General features: G+C 48.7%; 24 protein-coding genes, 1 rRNA gene and 1 riboswitch. Of the genes, 2 read left to right on the top strand and 23 right to left on the bottom strand.

What is annotated here, in order from left to right; genetic code table 11:
• Positions 1-37 precede the first annotated feature (37 nt).
• The 12 genes from spoVG to AC1DF0_RS30630 all read right to left on the bottom strand — a co-directional run bounded on the left by spoVG (position 38) and on the right by AC1DF0_RS30630 (position 10,126).
• Positions 38-325 (bottom strand): septation regulator SpoVG, encoded by a 288-nt coding sequence (gene spoVG, locus AC1DF0_RS30685; protein WP_307208009.1) that lies wholly within the window; start codon positions 323-325, stop codon positions 38-40.
• 130 nt (positions 326-455) lie between these two features.
• Positions 456-854 carry a RidA family protein gene (locus tag AC1DF0_RS30680; protein WP_442050063.1) on the bottom strand — a complete coding sequence of 133 codons (399 nt, stop codon included), beginning with the start codon at positions 852-854 and terminating at the stop codon, positions 456-458.
• Positions 855-873: 19 nt separating this feature from the next.
• Complete coding sequence (gene purR / locus AC1DF0_RS30675; protein ID WP_477577288.1) at positions 874-1,698, bottom strand: pur operon repressor; 825 nt, start codon at positions 1,696-1,698, stop codon at positions 874-876.
• Between the two features lie 82 nt (positions 1,699-1,780).
• Positions 1,781-2,635, bottom strand: a complete 855-nt coding sequence (gene ispE / locus AC1DF0_RS30670) for a 4-(cytidine 5'-diphospho)-2-C-methyl-D-erythritol kinase (protein WP_337103126.1) — start codon at positions 2,633-2,635, stop codon at positions 1,781-1,783.
• A gap of 131 nt (positions 2,636-2,766) precedes the next feature.
• On the bottom strand, positions 2,767-2,952 hold the full coding sequence (locus tag AC1DF0_RS30665; RefSeq protein ID WP_337103125.1) for a small, acid-soluble spore protein, alpha/beta type: 186 nt from the start codon (positions 2,950-2,952) through the stop codon (positions 2,767-2,769).
• Between the two features lie 191 nt (positions 2,953-3,143).
• Positions 3,144-3,425 (bottom strand): biofilm formation stimulator Veg, encoded by a 282-nt coding sequence (veg, locus tag AC1DF0_RS30660; protein WP_307208015.1) that lies wholly within the window; start codon positions 3,423-3,425, stop codon positions 3,144-3,146.
• Between the two features lie 220 nt (positions 3,426-3,645).
• Positions 3,646-4,530: a sporulation peptidase YabG gene (gene yabG / locus AC1DF0_RS30655; RefSeq protein ID WP_442050065.1), complete on the bottom strand. Its 885-nt coding sequence runs from the start codon at positions 4,528-4,530 to the stop codon at positions 3,646-3,648.
• A gap of 101 nt (positions 4,531-4,631) precedes the next feature.
• The gene (gene rsmA, locus AC1DF0_RS30650; protein ID WP_477577284.1) at positions 4,632-5,546 is read right to left on the bottom strand and encodes a 16S rRNA (adenine(1518)-N(6)/adenine(1519)-N(6))-dimethyltransferase RsmA; all 915 of its coding nucleotides are present in this window, start codon (positions 5,544-5,546) and stop codon (positions 4,632-4,634) included.
• Positions 5,547-5,550: 4 nt separating this feature from the next.
• Entirely contained in the window at positions 5,551-6,099 is a 549-nt protein-coding gene (gene rnmV / locus AC1DF0_RS30645; RefSeq protein ID WP_442050084.1) for a ribonuclease M5, read from the bottom strand.
• A 165-nt stretch (positions 6,100-6,264) separates the two neighbouring features.
• Positions 6,265-7,413 carry a ubiquitin-like domain-containing protein gene (locus tag AC1DF0_RS30640; RefSeq protein ID WP_442050067.1) on the bottom strand — a complete coding sequence of 383 codons (1,149 nt, stop codon included), beginning with the start codon at positions 7,411-7,413 and terminating at the stop codon, positions 6,265-6,267.
• A 254-nt stretch (positions 7,414-7,667) separates the two neighbouring features.
• Positions 7,668-7,853: riboswitch (cyclic di-AMP (ydaO/yuaA leader) on the bottom strand.
• Positions 7,854-8,037: 184 nt separating this feature from the next.
• The gene (locus AC1DF0_RS30635; RefSeq protein WP_442050068.1) at positions 8,038-8,811 is read right to left on the bottom strand and encodes a TatD family hydrolase; all 774 of its coding nucleotides are present in this window, start codon (positions 8,809-8,811) and stop codon (positions 8,038-8,040) included.
• A 7-nt stretch (positions 8,812-8,818) separates the two neighbouring features.
• Positions 8,819-10,126: an HD domain-containing protein gene (locus AC1DF0_RS30630; RefSeq protein ID WP_442050069.1), complete on the bottom strand. Its 1,308-nt coding sequence runs from the start codon at positions 10,124-10,126 to the stop codon at positions 8,819-8,821.
• A 274-nt stretch (positions 10,127-10,400) separates the two neighbouring features.
• Between AC1DF0_RS30630 and AC1DF0_RS30625 the strand changes: the two genes are divergently transcribed.
• On the top strand, positions 10,401-10,655 hold the full coding sequence (locus tag AC1DF0_RS30625) for an AbrB/MazE/SpoVT family DNA-binding domain-containing protein (protein WP_012772023.1): 255 nt from the start codon (positions 10,401-10,403) through the stop codon (positions 10,653-10,655).
• Between the two features lie 126 nt (positions 10,656-10,781).
• On the opposite strand, the gene rsmI is transcribed toward AC1DF0_RS30625, so the two are convergent.
• From rsmI to AC1DF0_RS30575, 10 genes are all read right to left on the bottom strand, one after another.
• Positions 10,782-11,666 carry a 16S rRNA (cytidine(1402)-2'-O)-methyltransferase gene (gene rsmI / locus AC1DF0_RS30620; protein ID WP_442050070.1) on the bottom strand — a complete coding sequence of 295 codons (885 nt, stop codon included), beginning with the start codon at positions 11,664-11,666 and terminating at the stop codon, positions 10,782-10,784.
• A complete protein-coding gene (locus AC1DF0_RS30615; RefSeq protein ID WP_442050085.1) occupies positions 11,663-12,331 on the bottom strand; it encodes a tRNA1(Val) (adenine(37)-N6)-methyltransferase in 669 nt (222 codons plus the stop codon). Before AC1DF0_RS30615 ends, rsmI begins: the two co-directional genes overlap by 4 nt.
• 155 nt (positions 12,332-12,486) lie before the next feature.
• Complete coding sequence (locus AC1DF0_RS30610) at positions 12,487-12,888, bottom strand: initiation-control protein YabA (RefSeq protein WP_442050071.1); 402 nt, start codon at positions 12,886-12,888, stop codon at positions 12,487-12,489.
• 50 nt (positions 12,889-12,938) lie between these two features.
• The gene (locus AC1DF0_RS30605; protein ID WP_475824532.1) at positions 12,939-13,742 is read right to left on the bottom strand and encodes a regulatory iron-sulfur-containing complex subunit RicT; all 804 of its coding nucleotides are present in this window, start codon (positions 13,740-13,742) and stop codon (positions 12,939-12,941) included.
• Between the two features lie 3 nt (positions 13,743-13,745).
• Positions 13,746-14,723, bottom strand: a complete 978-nt coding sequence (holB, locus tag AC1DF0_RS30600; RefSeq protein WP_442050073.1) for a DNA polymerase III subunit delta' — start codon at positions 14,721-14,723, stop codon at positions 13,746-13,748.
• 20 nt (positions 14,724-14,743) lie between these two features.
• A complete protein-coding gene (locus AC1DF0_RS30595) occupies positions 14,744-15,187 on the bottom strand; it encodes a YaaR family protein (RefSeq protein WP_442050074.1) in 444 nt (147 codons plus the stop codon).
• A 17-nt stretch (positions 15,188-15,204) separates the two neighbouring features.
• Entirely contained in the window at positions 15,205-15,534 is a 330-nt protein-coding gene (locus AC1DF0_RS30590) for a cyclic-di-AMP receptor (protein ID WP_337103113.1), read from the bottom strand.
• A gap of 55 nt (positions 15,535-15,589) precedes the next feature.
• Entirely contained in the window at positions 15,590-16,246 is a 657-nt protein-coding gene (gene tmk / locus AC1DF0_RS30585) for a dTMP kinase (protein WP_442050075.1), read from the bottom strand.
• Positions 16,247-16,351: 105 nt separating this feature from the next.
• Entirely contained in the window at positions 16,352-17,884 is a 1,533-nt protein-coding gene (locus AC1DF0_RS30580; protein ID WP_442050076.1) for an aminotransferase class I/II-fold pyridoxal phosphate-dependent enzyme, read from the bottom strand.
• A 111-nt stretch (positions 17,885-17,995) separates the two neighbouring features.
• Positions 17,996-18,187: a sigma factor G inhibitor Gin gene (locus AC1DF0_RS30575; protein WP_337103110.1), complete on the bottom strand. Its 192-nt coding sequence runs from the start codon at positions 18,185-18,187 to the stop codon at positions 17,996-17,998.
• A 232-nt stretch (positions 18,188-18,419) separates the two neighbouring features.
• Here AC1DF0_RS30575 and AC1DF0_RS30570 point away from each other — a divergent pair, with 232 nt between their 5' ends.
• Positions 18,420-18,950, top strand: a complete 531-nt coding sequence (locus AC1DF0_RS30570; RefSeq protein WP_442050077.1) for a transposase — start codon at positions 18,420-18,422, stop codon at positions 18,948-18,950.
• A gap of 373 nt (positions 18,951-19,323) precedes the next feature.
• Here the strand turns inward: AC1DF0_RS30570 and rrf are convergent.
• A 5S ribosomal RNA gene (gene rrf, locus AC1DF0_RS30565) occupies positions 19,324-19,400 on the bottom strand; the annotation flags it as partial.

Genomic DNA, 19,400 nt, shown 5'->3' with positions numbered 1-19,400 from the left:
CTTCTCCAAAAAAAATATTAATTGTGAAGCCCCTTGATTAAGCGCCTTCTTCGATTTCAATAACAACTTCCTCTGCTGCACGCTCGTATTCAGCCAATACGGCAGCTTGGATTTTCTCCCGGGTGGTTGAAGAGATCGGATGAGCGATATCCCGAAACTCTCCGTCCGGAGTACGTTTGCTTGGCATTGCGACGAACATACCATTGTTACCATCAATCACGCGGATATCGTGAACGACGAATTCATTGTCAATGGTAATGGAAGCGATTGCCTTCATACGCCCTTCGGAATTTACACGGCGGAGTCTGACATCAGTAATTTGCACTTGTGTTCACCACCTTTGCCTATCAGAGACTTGGTGTATACTTCCACGTTTTTGTGCAAAATCCTTCTATTTTTTTGGTAAAATCATGCTAATTTAAAAATATTTTTTTGTACATGAATGTTTTTCGTTGTCATTCGACATTTGTCGATGAAATGACTTCGATTTCGACAAGAACATCCTTCGGAAGCCGCGCCACTTCTACGGCCGAACGCGCTGGCTTATGGTCGCCAAAATACGAAGCATAGATGCCGTTGACCGTTGCAAAATCATTCATGTCTTTCATAAATACGGTCGCTTTCACCACATCTTTGAACGTTGCTCCAGCTGCTGCGAGCACCGCCTCAAGATTGCGAAACACTTGATGAGCTTGCTCCTCAATACCGCCTTCGACCAATTGGCCGGATGCGTCGAGAGGAATCTGTCCGGAAGTAAATAATAGTCCCCCTAGCTTGATCGCTTGCGAATAAGGGCCAATCGCCGCAGGAGCTTTATCTGTAGCTACTACTTGCGGTACTTGTTTTGCAGTCACGCTTGTCACAGCCTCTCCGTTATTTGAAATAGTTGCCCGGAAGAACCGTCGTCTGCTTCGTCTTCATGTCCACAGCTGTCAGCTTCGCCAAGGAAACGTAGTCTTCCAATAGCCGTTCCTCCAGCTCAACCTCGCCAGATTCAACGAATACGCCGACACCGGCTACTGTTGCCTTGAACTCGTAGAGCAGATCCATCATTCCTTGGATCGTGCCTCCCGCCTTCATGAAGTCGTCAATAATTAGCACGCGCGATTGCTCCTTGAGCGCTCTGCGGGCAAGCGACATCGTCTGAATACGCTTCGTCGAGCCCGATACGTAGTTAATACTAACGGCAGATCCTTCCGTAACCTTGTTGTCGCGTCTAACGATTACAACCGGAATATTGAGACAGGACGCCGTCGCGTAGGCGAGCGGTATCCCCTTCGTCTCGACCGTCATAATGACATCGATTCTGCGGTCGGCGAACGCTGTTGCGAACATTCTGCCAACGTCAGCCAGCATCTCCGGTTGTCCGAGCATATCCGTCATATACAAATAGCCGCCGGGCAATACCCTCTCGGGCTGTTCCAACTGACGGCAAATACCATTCATAATCGATAAAGCGGTCTCTTCMTTCATCTTGGGCGTATACTTCACGCCGCCCGCAGCCCCGGCATGCGTATGCAGCTCACCGAAACCTTCCTCTTCGAACACTTCTTTAATAATGGCTAAGTCTTCACTTATCGATGACTTCGCCGACTGATAACGATCAGCGAAAGCTGTCAACGAAATTAACGTGTGGGGACGACTTAGCAGGTATTGGGTCATTTCTACCAATCTTGCGCTACGTTTCAATTTCTTCAAACACATCTCCCCCCACTAAATCCGAATAATATAATGTCAATATAACATTTTTATACGGATTTAATCAAGAAGAACGTCAACCCTATGTAAGCATTCTTACCACATAGACTTCTTTGCAAAATCCGCGCAAGCCGTTATAGATACGAGGAAGCTTGGCTTCCTTCGATACGAGTCCGAATACGGTCGGTCCGCTTCCCGACATCAGCACGCCGTCTGCACCAAGACGAATCATGCTTTCTTTAATCTGCTGTACTTCCGGATGAACCTCCAGCGTCACGTCCTCCAGAACGTTGCCAAGCCCTTCGCAGATGTCATTGAATGAGCCTCTCGCAAGCGCATCTCTCATATTCGGAATCGAGGGATGGACCTTCAGCTCATTCGCTCTCAGCCTGCCGTATACATCAGCCGTCGATACGTTAATCGGAGGCTTCGCCAGTACGACCCAGCATTGCGGCGGGTTGTCGATATGCTCGAGCAGTTCGCCTCGTCCGCGGGCTATGGCCGTTCCGCCCGTTACGCAGTAAGGCACGTCCGAGCCGAGCTCTGCACCCAGCTCGCGCAGCTCCTGCTCGGAGATCCCGAGCTTCCATAGCCTGTTCAGGCCGCGCAGCGCAGCGGCTGCGTCACTGCTGCCGCCGGCGAGCCCTGCAGCAACCGGTATTTTCTTATCTAAATGAATATAGACGCCCTTACGCACGTCATAACGGTCTTTAATCAGTCTTGCCGCTTGGAAGGCAAGGTTCTTCTCATCTAGCGGTATATAGCCAACCTGGCTTGATATGATGATCGTATCGCGCGGGAGCTCTTCCATCTCCAGTCGGTCCGCAAGGTCAACCATCGTCATAATCATCTCGACCTCGTGGAAGCCGTCCTCGCGCTTGCGAAGCACGTCGAGCACTAAGTTAATTTTGGCAGAAGCCTTCTCATATATTTTCATAAAGGTGCGTTCTCCGTTCGTTCGTAAGCTTATCCCTCATTATAGCAAACGAACGCAATAAAAGCTAAGCTCTCTAAGCTAGCCATAGACTGGCCGCAGGAGGCTTAGCTTTAACCCAAGCGTAAAGCGAATTATGGCCGATTGGACTTGGCAGCAGCCTGCTCTGCAAGCTGAATGGCCCGCTTGACCATATTGCCCGCATCTTTGGCCTTGATACCTCCCCAGCCTTCCTGCTGCACGGTATCGTAAAAGCCCAAATCCTTCGCCAGCTCATATTTCAGTTCCTCCGACATGACACTTCGTCTTCTGCGGCTCATTCGCTATCCCTCCAAGTTGTGAATATGATGAACTCCAATAACGTCCCGCTTTACGACAGTAGTATGCTTCAAACGATTAAAGCTCATTCGCTACAGGGTGCCTACGCATCGTCCGTAAAAAGCAGCGGGCAAAAAAAAAGACGCAGATGTGATCTGCGTCAGCTAGCCGATTACGGCGTAGGTATATCAATCTATTGTTGAAGATAAGCGATTCGGACTTGACCTAGGCCTTCATCATTGCACACGGTCACTTCAACCGATTCGGTCAGAATATCCGCATAACTGTATGAGACACGCTTGAACGCGTGCTGTTCTTCATCCAGCTTGACAATGAAAACAGAAGGGTAGATTTCTTCTAACGTTCCGGTTCGTTCGATGGTCTTTCGTCGGCCACCGTTAGCTCGAAGACGGATTTTGGAACCAACATGAGCTTCCAAACTGCGTTTTATATCCAATAGCGCATTTTTTGCCATTGTCCACTACCACCTCTTTCCTTGTCCATTATAACCAAAAAAAGAGGGTTTGTCAAACAAAGCAAAATATTATATCAGCCTCATTATTTACTTGTCAACGGTGTTTTCACCCATTTTTTAAAAATCCATGCATAATTTATTTCGTTTTATCCATATTAAGAAGTTGTCGTAAACGCCGCGCATCAGAAATAAGCCTCAAAAATCGCCATGAAGAAAAAAATTATGGGTTCAATGTCGCTCCGACAGAAGTAATCTTGGGCTTCGGCAAGCCAACGCGGAATCGCCCTAATGTCTCAATGCCGCCTACGCCGTCTATGCCGCTAATCGTGCCGTGTATGACATCGGACAGATTAACCGTATCGCGTATCGATGTATAGCTCGCCTTAATCGCGATATAGACCGGGTCGAGCGCATGAATCAATATGCGGCCGGGGGAGCTTGCGAAGTTCGAGCCTGCCTGCAGCAGCGCCTCGAAATGAGATTGGCATGCGCCGGCAATAACGACGAGGCCGTCGCGGTTCTTCTCATATTCCCTCGCCACGCGAACAGCATTAACAAAGTTTTGCGAGTTTTTGTAGCTGCCTAGACTATATAGGTCCTCTTGCATCCGATTTTTAAGCACGCCGTCATGGCCGGTTATAACGACGATGTCCGGCTTCACTTGGGGAAGCAGTCGGTACAGCACGTCAGCCATCTGAGATTCATGGACGTGCAGACCATGTGAGGGCACATGCATCGTGTTATAAAGCTGCATGCTCTTCTTCAAGTAGTTGTTGTCCCCATCCAGGTGCAGCACCTTTCCGGGCACTTCGAAGAAGGGCTGGCTCTCCTGCGTTGCAAGCCGGATATTATCGACGGTCCGGGCCGCCTGGCGTTCTCTCTGATTGTGCATGCGCTGCAGCGAATCATTAACTTTGATACGAACTTGCTGAACCGCTCTTGTCGACTCCGGGTCGCGAACGACCGACAGATCGGGAATAGGCGCATCCGCAAGCAATCGGTAGTCCGTGCCTTTCAGGACGGCATGATGTGTTCGAACAGCTTCAACTCGGAACAGCACGTCACCGCCATACGATTTGCGGACGACCAGGTCCCCTTGCTTCATGGGTAAATCACCTCTTCGTCTATCCTATGGGCAGACAGGGCGAATGGTGAGTATTATTATGTGCTGCGGCAGGGCAGATTGGGAGGAGAGCCTTAGATTGCTTAGCCTCTCCAGCCGGCTTCCAGCATCGCGCGGCTAACGCTTGCGAATTCCTCCAAGGACAGCGTCTCTCCGCGACGCGTAGGGTTTATTCCAATACCTGTGAGCAGCGCTGTCAGCGCCTCACGGTTGTCCTTGCCAACGAAAGCGGTCAAGTTGTTGAACAGCGTCTTGCGGCGCTGGGCGAAGCTGGCTTGAACGACGCGGAAGAAATGGTCCTCATTCGGCACGTCAACAGCCGGCTTGTCGCGCAACGACAGCTTGATGACCGCCGAATCGACGTTCGGCTGCGGAATGAATACCGTATGCGGCACAATGCATACGACCTTCGGCACGCAGTAATATTGCACGGCTACGCTGAGGCTGCCATATTCCTTGCCGCCCGGCTTGGCCGCCATCCGATCGGCGACCTCCTTCTGAATCATAACGACGATATGCTCCAGCGGCAGGCGCTCCTCGAGCAGCTTCATTAAGATCGGCGTTGTCACGTAATAAGGCAGGTTAGCAACGACGCTAACGCCGCTTACATCGCTGAAGCGCTCCTGAAATACTTGCTTTAGGTCCAGCTTCAGCACATCGCCGTGAATAACCTCCGTATTCGTCTCTTCGGACAACACGTCACGCAGAATCGGAATAAGACGGTTGTCGATCTCGACCGCCGTTACAGTGCCCGCAGAAGCGGCTAGCCTTTGCGTGAGCGCTCCGATACCCGGGCCAATCTCTAACGCGCCTTTCGTCTTGTCGAGTTCTGCTGCCTCGACAATCTTATTTAATATATTTTGATCGATCAGGAAGTTCTGGCCTAAGCTCTTCTTGAACGAGAAGCCGTACTTCGCAATAATTTCTTTCGTCCGCTTCGGCGTTGCCACTTCGATAGCCGCTCTGCCTGACGCTGCGGTATTTTCTTGTCCGTTCATATCGCTATCCCTCCAGTTGCTGTTCCATCTCGCGCATAGCTTCGTCGAACTCTGCCTTCGAGATGCGGAAGCTTGTACAACGCTTATAAAATTGCTTGCCGTTCGCATAGCCAATACCAAGCAGCTTGCCTACCAGCAATCTGCGATTAGCCGCATCGGGATGCACGATCAATCCCGCTTCCATTAAGTGTTCCCAGGTCACCTCGCCAGCCGTATCCGTTGTCTCCGTTCGAAGCTCAGATAGCGCCTGGCGAATAGCTTCGGGGCTTGCGTTCTCAATGCCGATATCGCCCTTGTACAGCGCCTTCTCCTGCGGCAGGAACGCATGTTTGCAGCCGGGCGCATGCCTTGCCACAATCTTACGGATGCGTTCCCCTGCATGATCGGGATCCGTGAATATAATTACGCCGCGGCGTTCATTCGCCAGCGCTATGCGGCGCAGCACCTCATCGCCTATCGCCGAACCGTTCGTCTCGATCGTATCGGCTTCTACTGCGCGCTTCACCGCGACGGTATCATCCTTGCCCTCTACGACAATGATCTCCTTAATCACTAAGATCATTCCCTTCCTCATTTACTTAAATAACTCTGCAACAATTGCTGCCTTATTTGCGTCAATAAAACTACAAAAAGAAGAGGCTTAGCCTCTTCTTATGATGGCATATTTAATTGTACATTACGATAAGATGATGATAAACAGTTAGCTGCCGATAAAGCACTAAGTGGATGACGGTTTGTTCGGTCCAATAACGTACACGGTGTAACCCTTCTTGCGTCCGAACTTCTCCGCAGTCTTCTGACTGCCGAAATACACGTCGATCTTATTGCCCTTTATTGCGCTTCCCGTATCCTCTGCCCGGCGGAATCCGATGCCTTCAATGAATACCCACCAGCCGATCGGGATTACCTTCGGATCAACCGCGATCGTTCTTCCTTCCGTCACTTTCGTTCCGGACGCCGTAATGCCGTATTGAGGGTGGCTTTCGTCCTTGCCCGTCGATTCCACGCCAGCGGAATACGCAGTTAACGTGACGTTCTTCAAGATGCTCTTCGCCTTAAGCGTTACACCGTTCTTCGTCAACGTCTCCACAGTAGGACTACTGTTAGAGAGCACGGTTACCTTCGGCTCAGGCTTCTTCGTACCGACTGCCACGACTTGATCGACAGCAGCGGTCTCGATTACTTTGCTGACCATTTGCTTAGAAACAAGCACGCCATCCTCGTACTGCTTCTGAATATGCTCAACGATAAGGCCTTGCTTACCGGTCTGGATCAGCTTCTCCTTGCCGACCTCCAGCGTCGGATCTTCTTTCTTCACGATAGAGAATGGCATCGCCCGCTCGCTCTCCGATACTTTCGTATCGACGCGTACAACGGTTACCGACATATCCTCTTCGACAGATGAGTTAAGCGACGGTACTACTTTATCATGATTACGAACAGAAATATTTAATTGCTCGATCGCCGCTTGCACAGTTCCTTCTGTCGTGTACACCGTTGATGTCTTGCCATCCGCCGTTACATTGACCGCCACCGCATGATTAATTTCAACGCGATCGCCGTCTTTAATGGCTGCATTCAGAGGCACCGAAACCTTGTCATGCTCGCCAATCGTAATAGCTTGTTCATCCAGTAGGCGTTGCAGGACCCATTGCTTTGTTTCTACAACGGTTTCTTGTCCATTCACTACTACGGAGACGCTTTTGACAGCCGTTCCGTACAACAACACCAGTAACATGAAAGTCATAGCGATTGAGATAATAGCACTGAGTAGTATCAAACGCAAATTTTCATGCTTCCATCGCATTGCGAAAGACATGCTGGATGATCGTTTCCCATGGGTGTCCTTTACCTGGATTGTGCCCATTTCATCGGTCCTCCTTCATAGCCCCGCCGCCAAGTGTTACGCATGATTACAACTGACGCGACTATAGTATATTGGCGTGCGAGCACGCAATCCAGTAATTCTACTTCTTTTCTCGATCCTCTCACCTCCATGACTAACCCTATGACGACGATTTCCCGATTATTCGAAAATAAAAAGAAGCCGTCGACAGAGGATCTGTATCGTGGCTTCTCGGATGTCTACACGAGATATCATAAAAATGGGTGCACGAGGTTGATCGCTCTCTATGAACGCTTACGAGGTTAGCTGACGGATTCGGGCAAGAGAGCTGCCCTATTCGAAATCGCAATGCTCATGGCAATGGCTTCGAAATTCACCCCTGAAAAGATCAAAGCGCGGTCCTTCAAATACCCGCACTTGGGTCCCCCGTTCTCCTTCCGGAGATTAAGCGCAAACTGGAAATCCAATACAAAAAGTAATAACTCTGAAATGAATCATACCTTCACGGGCGGTCTGTTGTAAAGAAGCGATAAAAGACGATTTAAGCGAAAAAGCTGGTTAAAGTCGGAAAAGATTAAAGATTTCCTGAACAAAATCCAGTTTTATCGCCTAAAAGGTCATTGAATCTCTCGTTTCCTACCGTTTTTAAACAATACCAAAACATTTTTTACCGTTTTCGGTCGTAATTTTGGCTATTTCTTCCACGGATTTACCCAATAGCTCGGCAGCAGACTGGGCGACAAGAGAGACGTAAGCGGACTCATTTCGCTTCCCTCGGAACGGGTGAGGGGTCAAATAAGGGGCGTCCGTTTCGATCAATAATCGGTCCAATGGAACTTGCTTCAGCACCTCTTTTGGCACGCGTGCATTTTGGAATGTAACCGGTCCCCCGAACGAGATATAGAAGTTCATATCGAGGCAGGCTTTGGCCGTCTCCCAACTGCCGGAATAGCAGTGCATGACGCCTCCAACCTCTGCCGCATTCTCCTCGCGCAAGATCTTAACGATATCCTCATGCGCATCCCTATTGTGGATGACGATCGGCTTCTTCACCTTTCGCGCCAGCCTAATCTGCTCCCGAAATACACGATGCTGCACATCCTTAGGTGAAGTGTCCCAATGGTAATCAAGTCCTATCTCGCCTATTGCGACAACTTTCGGATGCTCGCATAGACGTTCAATCCATTCCAAGTCGTCTGGCGTCATATCGATGCTGTCGACAGGGTGCCAGCCAACCGCTGCGTAGATAAAGTCATAAGCTTCCGCAAGCGCAATCGTTGTCGGGATCGTCTCCCGATTGAAGCCGATATTGAGCAGCAGATCAACGCCCGCTTCTCTCGCTCGCTCAATTACCTCTTTACGGTCCTCGTCGAACTTATGTGAGTCTAGATGGGTATGCGTATCAAATAAATATGTCATGTTGATGTTATACTCCTTCATTAAGCTGAAATAGTTGTTTCAAATGAGGACTAATCTGCGAAATATTCATCCTGAGCGGCTCCTCTGGAAAATACAAATGATACTGTCCCTGATGTAAACCGGTGATCGATCTAACAATGTCGGATTTAGCCGATATTTCACTTATTTCATCCTGATGATCCAACAACAAAATCGGCGCTTTTTCTTTCTTTTCTCCCTCTTGTCTGTCGGGACGATACACGTCATACGGCAGATCGAACGGGAAATCCAGCTCCATATGGTACTCCGGAATCATGCCGATTGAGAGGAACAGCAAACGTATTTCTTCTAATAAAGTAGGCTCAGGATCATCGATCGTTATGTACTTGTATAATCGTCGATTCAGGAAGCGGTCGCATAGGTCGGCCAGCAGTGAATCGTCCTCTTCGGCCCATTGCATGAAAGCCGTCTGCGCAAGCGCTTCATCCAGCTTCAAATAATCGCTGACGGCCATCGTATTATCGAGCAGCCGCTTGACCGACTCTGGCATCCATAAGAAGGAATAACCCTTCTCGTACAGCTCTTTCGCCCGGCGGAAAATTTGCCTCAAAATAATTTCCGAGCTCCTCGTAACCGGATGGAAGTAAATCTGCCAATACATCTGGTAACGCGACATCAAATAATGCTCCACCGCATGCATGCCGCTTTCCTTAACCACAATTTGCCCTTTGTAAGGCCGCATCACCCGCAAAATGCGCTCCAAATCAAAATTACCGTAATTTACTCCCGTAAAATAAGCATCTCGGAGCAAATAATCCATCCGGTCCGCATCCATTTGGCTTGATATCAAGCTGACAACGATCGGTTTTGGATATTTTTTCTGAATGACGGCAGCAACGTGGCTCGGAAAATCTTCGGATACGGCCCGCAATACTCGATTGATTTCCGTATCCTCCAAAATAATTTTGCACGTCCATTCCTCATGATCGGTATCGAATACCTCTTCAAGCGAATGGGAGAACGGACCGTGACCGACATCATGAAGCAGCGCCGCGCATAATGATACGAGCCGCTCTTCCTTCGGCCAGTCATGGAAGCTATTGCGCTCGAACTGCGAAATAATTTTTCTCGTAATTTCATATACGCCCAGCGAATGGGAGAAACGGCTGTGCTCTGCGCCATGGAATGTTAAGTAGGACGTCCCTAATTGCCGAATTCGGCGCAAACGTTGAAATTCTTTGGTGTTAATAAGGTCCCAAATCGTTTGGTCTTGTACGTATATATAATGGTGTACGGGATCCTTGAATACCTTCTCTTCCTGAAGCGGCTCTCTCATTTTATGATCATCTCCTTCGTTCATAGTTTCGACACATTATGTCGAATTAATGTCGAATAGTGTCGTTTAATAGTTTCCAAATTGTCGAAGCTGTTGTATTCTATTACAGAGTAGTATGCCCCCATTTCGTAGTCAAATGCCCGTAAATACAGATATTTATAGTAAATTTTTAGGTTGACTATTTTGGGAATCGTTGGTATTATTATAGACATAAACCTAAGAAACATGTCGAACGATGGCGAAACAATTTATCTAAGAGAGGGATTGATAGATCATGATGAAATCAACAGGGATTGTCCGTAAAGTGGACGAATTGGGACGAGTTGTTATTCCGATTGAATTGCGCCGTACGCTAGGAATCGGAGAGAAGGATGCGCTAGAGATTTACGTGGACGGAGAGCGCATCATGTTGAAGAAATACGAGCCTGCATGTATCTTCTGTGGTAATGCAGAGAACGTTTCTTACTTCAAAGGAAAAATAGTTTGCCATATTTGTTTATCAGAAATGCCTTCTCCTGTGACAAAATAAAAAAAATAGGTTATAATCATTTATATCCACATGTTAATTCTAACCTTTTTATACTCCTTGATGCCTTCCTGCGCTAGAACCCGGCCAGGAAGGTCTTTTTTTGTCCACTTATCCACAATCCCGATTCTAGCGATTAACCTCGTTATAGACATCCCGCTTCGGCAAGCCGCGATCGACAGCCGCCCTCTTAATTGCTTCTTTGCGATCCATGTCTCTCTCATAATGCGCAACATGCGCAGCAATATCAAGCTCGGACCACCAAGCACCTTCTGCTTCTTGTTCACTCGCCTCAGATTCGCTTAAACCTGCAATAACGATTACGAATTCACCGAGCGGCGGATGTTCTGCGAACCAAGCTATACATTCGCTCACCGTTCCACGCACTGCTTCTTCATGACGCTTCGTCAATTCGCGAACTAATGCAATCTGGCGATCGCCAAGACTGTCCAATATGACGTCCAGCGTCTTCGTAACGCGATGCGGCGATTCGTAGAGCAGCAGTGTGTCACGCTTTCCGCCCCGCTCCTGCAGCCACTTCGTAAGCGATTTGCGGTCACGCGGGGGAAATCCGGCGAATGTGAAGCTGTCGGTCGGTAGCCCGGACATAATAAGCGCCGAGAGCGCAGCATTAGCGCCAGGAATCGGAATTACCGTTATACCATTATCGATCGCATCGCGTACGAGATCGGCGCCTGGATCGGATATGGCCGGCAGCCCTGCATCGCTGACCAGCGCAATGGACTGTCCATCCTGCAGCAGCCGGATCAATTCCGGTCCGCTCGCGTTTTTGTTATGCTCATGGTAACTTACCGTTCGTGTGCTGATTTCGAAATGCGTTAGAAGCTTTCGCGTCTGCCTCGTATCCTCGGCTGCAATAAGCTGTACTTCCTTCAACGTCCGAATGGCACGATAAGTCATATCCTCCAAGTTGCCGATTGGCGTACCTACGAGATATAAGCTGCCATAAGGCTGTTTGGCGTTGTCCGTGCCAAAGCTCTTCTGTACGTTCATACGATTTGCACCCCGTTCTCATACACCATTATCGGCGGCAGAAGCTTAATATCAGGTTTCCCGTCACGCATTGCTTCTATTAATATCATGTTCGCCTCCGCATTCGCGTGAGGATAGACGAATTGTACCCGTTTCGGCTCCAGCTTCCACTTGCGCATCGTCTCTACGATATCAAGCAGCCTTGAAGGGCGATGTACCATCGCTACCTTGCCCCCAGGGCGCACTAGCCTGGCGCTCGCCTGCATCACATCGTTCAACGTGCAATGAATTTCATGCCTAGCAATCGCATAATGCTCATTCTCGTTCTGATCGCCTGCTGTTACAGGCATGTACGGCGGATTGACCGTAACCGCATCATAGACGCCGTTACCCGCTTCCTTCGCATAAACCCGCAAATCCTGCTCGATGACCTGTATCTGCTCCTGCAGTCCGTTCATCTCGATACTCCGCCTTGCCATATCAGCCAATCGCGGCTGAATTTCGACTGCGTCGATCTGTGCTTTCGTCCGTGTGCTTAGCAGCATCGGAATAACGCCATTGCCTGTACATAGGTCAACAATCTTGCCCCGTTTCGGAATATTGGCGAAGCGTGACAGCAGCACCGCGTCAAGCGAGAAGCTGAACACTTCCCTGCTCTGTATAATTTTTAACCCATTCTCCGTCATTAAATCATCTAGACGCTCATTAGACGCCAAGATTACAGATTCAGACACGTCAATGCCTCTCCTTTATTAACCCTTAAAATTTAAAGTACACATTCTGATGTGGTAATAAAAATGCCGCCCTTTGCGGTAAGGACGGCTTGTCAATACGGATTGCATTATTTATTTAGAAAGGATAGACAAAACAAGCAATCTCCCTCGGTCCGCAAATGCCCGTAATACACATTGCAAATATGGAAGCCCTCATGATACAGCCGCGCTAAATTATCATGGCCTTCTCCTACAGCGTTGCCTGCCGCAATTAGAACATCCTCATGGGCAGTCCGCGACTCGAAGAGTACAGGCTCACGTTCAGCGCCGACAGGCTTCAGCAGCGCTTCTCGCGCTGGCGCAGTTTCGCGCTTGAATACTTTACGGAGCTGGTGGTTCTCCATGCTTAAGCGTTTATTCTCCTCCAGCAGCTCTTTCATCTTCTGCTTCAGATCATTCAGCTCTTCATGGAACTTAGCGAACCTTGTATCCAACTCATCGATCTGTACAATTATATCTTTCTTCTCCAAGTTCCCACCCCAGAGCTTCCAGCATAAGCATCTCTGGCAGCCTATGCCTTCTATTTAATAACGACATCGTCAAACGGCAGTTCCTTCGGCTTGCCCGGTGTATCAAACAAACTTACGAATACACTCTTCGCTTGCGCATTAATGCCTGTTACTTTTCCTTCACCAAGTGAGGTAATGACGATTTTCCCTACCGCCGGCAGTTCCTCACGAACACTCTCGTAATTGTCATGCTCATATTTCAAGCAGCACATGAGGCGACCGCATAACCCGGATATTTTCGTAGGATTGAGCGATAGGTTCTGGTCTTTGGCCATCTTGATGGATACAGGCTCAAAGTCGCCCAGCCAAGAGGAGCAGCATAGAACTCGTCCACACGGACCGATGCCGCCAAGCATCTTCGCTTCGTCGCGGACACCGATTTGTCTAAGCTCGATTCGCGTGCGAAACACGCTTGCGAGATCCTTGACGAGTTCACGGAAGTCCACTCTGCCTTCTGCCGTAAAGTAAAAAATAATTTTGTTGCGATCGAAAGTAAACTCTACGTCAACCAGCTTCATTCTAAGCTGATGGCCTTTGATCTTGTCCAGGCACGTAGTGAATGCATTCTTAGCCGCTGCACGGTTCTCGTCGACGACTTTGGCATCGACATCGTTAGCAACGCGTATCACTTTCTTAAGAGGAAGGACGACATCCGATTCACCAACTTGCTTCTGTCCCACCACCACTTTACCGTATTCGATCCCCCGCGCTGTTTCAACAATAACATGCTGGTCCTTGTTCACGGGATGCTCGACCGGATCAAAGTAATAGATCTTGCCCGCTTTCTTGAAGCGGACACCGACGACATTATACAAGGATTAGCCCTCCTGTAGGTTTACCAATAGTTGCTCAAACGCGAGCTGAGGCGTGACATTCGCTCGTATACGCTTGCTCGCTTCAAGCGTATGCTCAATGCAGGACACCCAGCCTGCAAATGATCGATGAAAAGCATTTTTGCCTATCCAATCCAACTGATCTATAAAAACGATATTTCCTTGCCTTCCGGCTTGGAACTGTATCAAATCTTTAAACCATAATACAAACATCGACAGTAGCAATTGTGTATGCTCTGACAGTTCTGTCTTAAATAACTGTTGCCCAGCAGTGATCATCGCCGTGGTGAATCGGGTTGAACTCTCCTTGCCTAATTGTATCACTAGATTTCTTATTTCTGCAAACTGATTCTGCTGGAGAAATTGTCTAGCGCCGCCCAGTCCAGAGCTCATCTGAACAGCCGTCCGCGCAAGCAGAGCAGGCGCCCCTTCCGCAACTAGCGCTTCCAGCATAGCTTCTGGCGACATAGGGAGAAATGGTACCCACTGCGTCCGTGAGCGAATCGTAGGCAATACCGCTTGTCCATTATCGGTTATTAATATGGCCACAACAGGCGATACCGGCTCTTCAAGAAACTTAAGCAAGCTGTTAGCAGCCGCCTGCGTCATCTTGTCTGCCTGCTCGATCATATAGATCTTCCACTTCGTACCGCTATTCCGATAAGACATATCACGCTGCAGCTCGCGAATCTGATCGATCTTAATGGATTGACCGTCAGGCGCGATCGTAATGAGATCCGTCTGATTGCCATGTTCGAACTTACGGCATTCGAGGCATAGACCACATGCATCATCACCGCCTGCCGTACAGAACAGCGCCTTGGCGAAGGCGCGAGCCATAGCCATTCGTCCCGTACCGGACGGCCCGTGGAACAAATACGCATGCGATATTTTGCCGCTGCCTAGGGCATGCTTTAGAATACGCAGCGCTTTCCATTGGTCGCTCATTTGATCAAGACTCATACTTATTCCTTACCTTTCTATCAGAACAACAGGTTAATCAGCATTCCGCGAATCTCGCCGATCTTACTTAGAAGATCGATTCGTCCTTCCTCGCTTTCGAGCAGCTCCTCTGCCATTGCGATAAGAGACTCATCGATCTCATCGAGAAGCTTATATCGCTTCACGCGTCCTCTGCGATCGAACCCTTTAATTTCTTTCAATACGACTCCGCGTCTGACCGTATCCTCTAGAAACGACTTCACCATCTGGCGGTACAGCTTGAGCTCCCGCACCGTCATTAGCTTTGCAAGACGCTCGCCTTGACGATGAATGTCCTGCAGCTTCTGCTGCATCTGCTCTTGCGTGCGCTGGTCATTCTGCTGCACCATCACATCACCGAAACTCTTCGCCTGCACTGGCTTAGAAGTTTGGTCCGCATTCGTTCTATTCTGTCCGACGGGTCGGAATCCATGATCTATCTTCATCTTTTAATCACGCCCAATCAGAAATGTTCGAACCGCTCGACCGGAATGACGAATACTGCTGCACCGCCAACCTGTACTTCAACAGGGAATGGGATGTAAGAATCTGTTGAGCCGCCCATAGGCGATACCGGCGTAACCAACTGATCGCGCACCTTACAGTTCGATCCGATGACCTGCAGCACCTCATGAACGCGCTCGTCCTCTATACCGATCATGAATGTTGTATTGCCCGCTCTCAAGAATCCACCTGTACTTGCCAGCTTCGTCGCTCTAAAGCCTTCACGAACAAGAGCATTCGACAGTCGATTGCTGTCCTTATCCTGAATAACCGCAATAACTAATTTCATCTTCATTCCCCCTTGATTACTATTAGATTACGTTATTTCATTCTTCTTGATCTTCTTAAAGTTTGACATCGGTTGCAAAAAATCCTTCAAAACGACGATCAACGACTTCCAAAACGTCCATAAACACATTTTCGGGCGTTTGCTCGGCATTCACTCGCACCATACGATCCGGGTACTTCTGCAACAGCTGTATATATCCCTCGCGTACACGTTCATGGAAAGACTGCTTCTCCAGGTCGAGCCGATTCACTTCTCTCTCCGCCGACTGCGCGATCCGTGCTAGACCTACTTCCGGCGAGATATCCATATAAACCGTCAATTGCGGCATCAGCTCTTGAATAGCAAAGAGGTTAATATTCCATACCTCTTCAACTCCCAGTCCCCGTGCGTAGCCTTGATAAGCAAGACTGCTGTCAACAAACCGATCACAGATGACCGCTTTGCCTGCTTCAAGCGCCGGCAGCACCTTTTCCACCAAATGCTGACGCCTTGCAGCCGCGTAAAGCAGTGCCTCCGTTCTTGCATCCATCGCTATGTTGCCCCGGTCCAAAATAACGGTGCGGATCTGCTCGGCTATCGGGATGCCGCCAGGCTCGCGCGTAATGACGACTTCCTTCCCTCTCTGCAGCATCGTATGCGCCAGCCGTTCAATCAGTGTCGTCTTGCCGGCGCCTTCGCCGCCTTCTATTGTAATGAATACACCTTGTTTCAATCTAAGGCTTCTCCTAACCATAAAATAATATTGTCTATCCTAACAGCGGCATATTGTCCGCTTCCTTCCATTCTAACAAAGCGTTCCAGCCAGTACAATGAACAATTACTCATATACGCCTATTGTATTCATAACCGGATCAACCGCACCTTGAAACTTAGCTCCTGCAGTCGCCAACCGCGCTATCTGATCGATCAACGCTCTTGTAAGCTTCTCCCCTGGATATACAACGGGGATGCCTGGAGGATAGGGAATGACCATCTCCGCTGCCCTATAGTTCTCCGCCTCGTTTAACGATATACGTTTCTGTATCGCATGCTTAGGTATTGATCTTGCAAATGAAACCGGTTGTGAGATACGTTCGGCCCAATCTGATGTATGCACCATGCTGTTAGACGGTGTGTCGGGCTTCTTACGAGCTCTATCGTCATCGGGTAAGGTTAACTTGCTCAACATGGCAATCGCTGATATAGCCTCCTTGAGCCTGCTCGTATGCTCAGAAGAGATATGAATACCAAAGATAAGGACTACATGTCTCGGATCAGCCATCTCAGCCCAGCAGCCATGCTGCTCCAATTGCTTCTGCAGCTCGAATCCGGTCAAAGTGCCGCTGCGATCATACATAACGATTCTAAGAGGGTCGCAATAGCTTATTGTAGCGGTGTGAGGATCACTGTCGGTCGATACATCCATTACTTCTAACGGAGAGCCATATTCACTGGCCCAGCTACGGAACGATGCGGCTTGCTCCAGTGCCCCTGCGAATAGAGAGGGACCGAAACGATCAATCATTGCTCGGGAAATATCGAGCGAAGAGAGGATTGGAAACGATGGGCTAGAGCTTTGAATCATCGCCAGCGACTGCCTTAATGCTTGCCTAGGCAACCGTTCCCCCTGTACATGAAGCATCGCCCCCATTGTAAGAGCTGGCAATGTCTTGTGTGTGGATTGTACGACCGCGTCAGCCCCAGCAGCGATCGCAGAAATTGGAAGCTCAGGATGCAATCCATAATGCGCTCCATGAGCTTCATCGACGACTAACAGCTTATCGCAGCGATGTATGGCTTCAGCATAAGCGCTTAGATCTACACCCATCCCGTAATAGTTCGGATTAGTAAGAAACACACCTTTAGCGTCAGGATATTGCTGAAGCGCCCGTTCAACATCCTGGAGAGAAGGGATTACCGCTAGAGCAGAACGCTGCTCATATTGCGGCGTCAGGAAGATCGCTTTTGCTCCAGCAAGCTTCAGCCCATTTATAACAGACTTATGTACATTTCGTTGAACAATGATTTCATCGCCCGGCTCACAAATAGCAAGCAACAGCGCTATATTGCCAGACGTACTGCCGCCTACAAGAAAGAATGTCTCCTCCGAGCCGAAGCAACTCGCAGCAAGCAGCTGCGCTTCTTGAATAGAACCCTCAGGATGATGCAAATCATCGGTAGAGGATAGCTCCGTCACATCGAGCTTCATTATTTCTTGATAATAAGCTATATATGACTCATCATTCTCTTCACTATCATTCACCGCAGATATCGCTTGACCGCCGCGATGTCCGGGAACGTGCAGGCTGACGGGATCTGTATCGGCATGTTTCCTTACATTTTCAAATAAAGGCGCAATAAATGGCTTCATTATAATAAGACTATCCTTTCCTTCAAAGCTGCTCGATTAAATGCTCTATACGCTCTATTGTAGCTTATCGGCACGCAAAAAAAAGAGCAACTCTCTGTAGCAAGAGGCTGCTCATGCATTTTTTTCAATAAAAATTTGCTTCATCTGGTGAATGAAGAAAGGATACTTCGCATCCTTCACATCCGTTCTCACCATCTCGTTCTCGCAGTCGGTACAAATAAATTCGGATACAATTCGAATCCCTTCGCCCTCGGCCTTATGTTGACCGCAAATAATGCAATGAAGATCGCGATTATCATTCATTATAATCCCCGCTTTCTGATGCCTGCCTATATAGCTACTATTATGTCGCATAATCTATCTTTTTATACTTGTTTCATAGCCCATTTCAAATATTTATATATCGTATGCGCCCACTCCGCAGATGGTTCCGCCATTTCAGTCAAAAATGTTTACTGCTCGCTCTCCATATACGTGCACAATAGTCCGATATAATAACGAGAATGTATGATTCGCACCGAAAGGACGTTCGTGAATGCGCCAATCGCTAACCGACCAACGAAACGCTACAATTTATCAGTATATGCTCGTTAAACGCCAGGTTATTCGGCCTGAGCTGATCATGAGCCACCTTCTTATATCGGGCTTATTGCTCGCTTTCCAAATGCTCATGTATCAAATGGACGGGCTTTTCTCATGGCTATTCGGCTTTGCCGTCGTACAAGTCTTGCATATCGTTATTATGCTGCTCACGTTTATTAAAGTAGAGGAAGCTGCCGATCGCAAATGGATCTGGAGAATCAATCCGCCATGGATCGGTTTCAAACCAGCTAGCGATATTACACTGCTCGTCTACCGGCGTGTTCATCGTCAAATGTTCTGGCTTGGCCTCTGCATCATCGGCCTCCTGTATCCGTGGATTAACGAATCGCTAATGATTAGCATCGTATGCTGGCATCTATGGCTTCTCATACCAAGGCTGATGTTATCCTTCGCCCTTCGCAAGCAACGCAAGGACGGCGTTGTAAGGCTCGACTCCAAGGAAGCCTCGTATTATCATCGTTAACTCATTTCATGCCCTGGGGACATCTCGTCCCCTTTCCTGGCTAACGAATCAAGATATCTCTATTCATCGCTTACCTACACAGTTGAGCACTTAACGAATCTAGAGGTATCTATTCTGTAACATTAAAGCACATTAAGGAACTCAGAAGACCAATAAGGTTATCAGAGTTCTTTACCATGCTCGTATAACCTTATTTAGAACAATTAAGGTTCATAGGATTCGTTAGCATTTGTTTGAATATCAAAAAACCAACCTGCTTCCTCGCCTTTTCATCGATCGAAGGTTCAGTTACTCTCCCAGCCTGGGAGAGGTAAGTCGCCGCTTCTGCGCACAACAAAAAACCAACCGCATCTACATGCGGTTGGTTCCTCGTGCTTGGCGACGTCCTACTCTCCCAGGACCCTGCGGTCCAAGTACCATTGGCGCTGGAGGGCTTAACGGTCGTGTTCG

The organism is Paenibacillus sp. 05T425 (genome assembly GCF_056396205.1).
The sequence above is the reverse complement of the archived record's forward strand: the minus strand, read 5'-3'. Positions and strand labels throughout refer to the sequence as shown.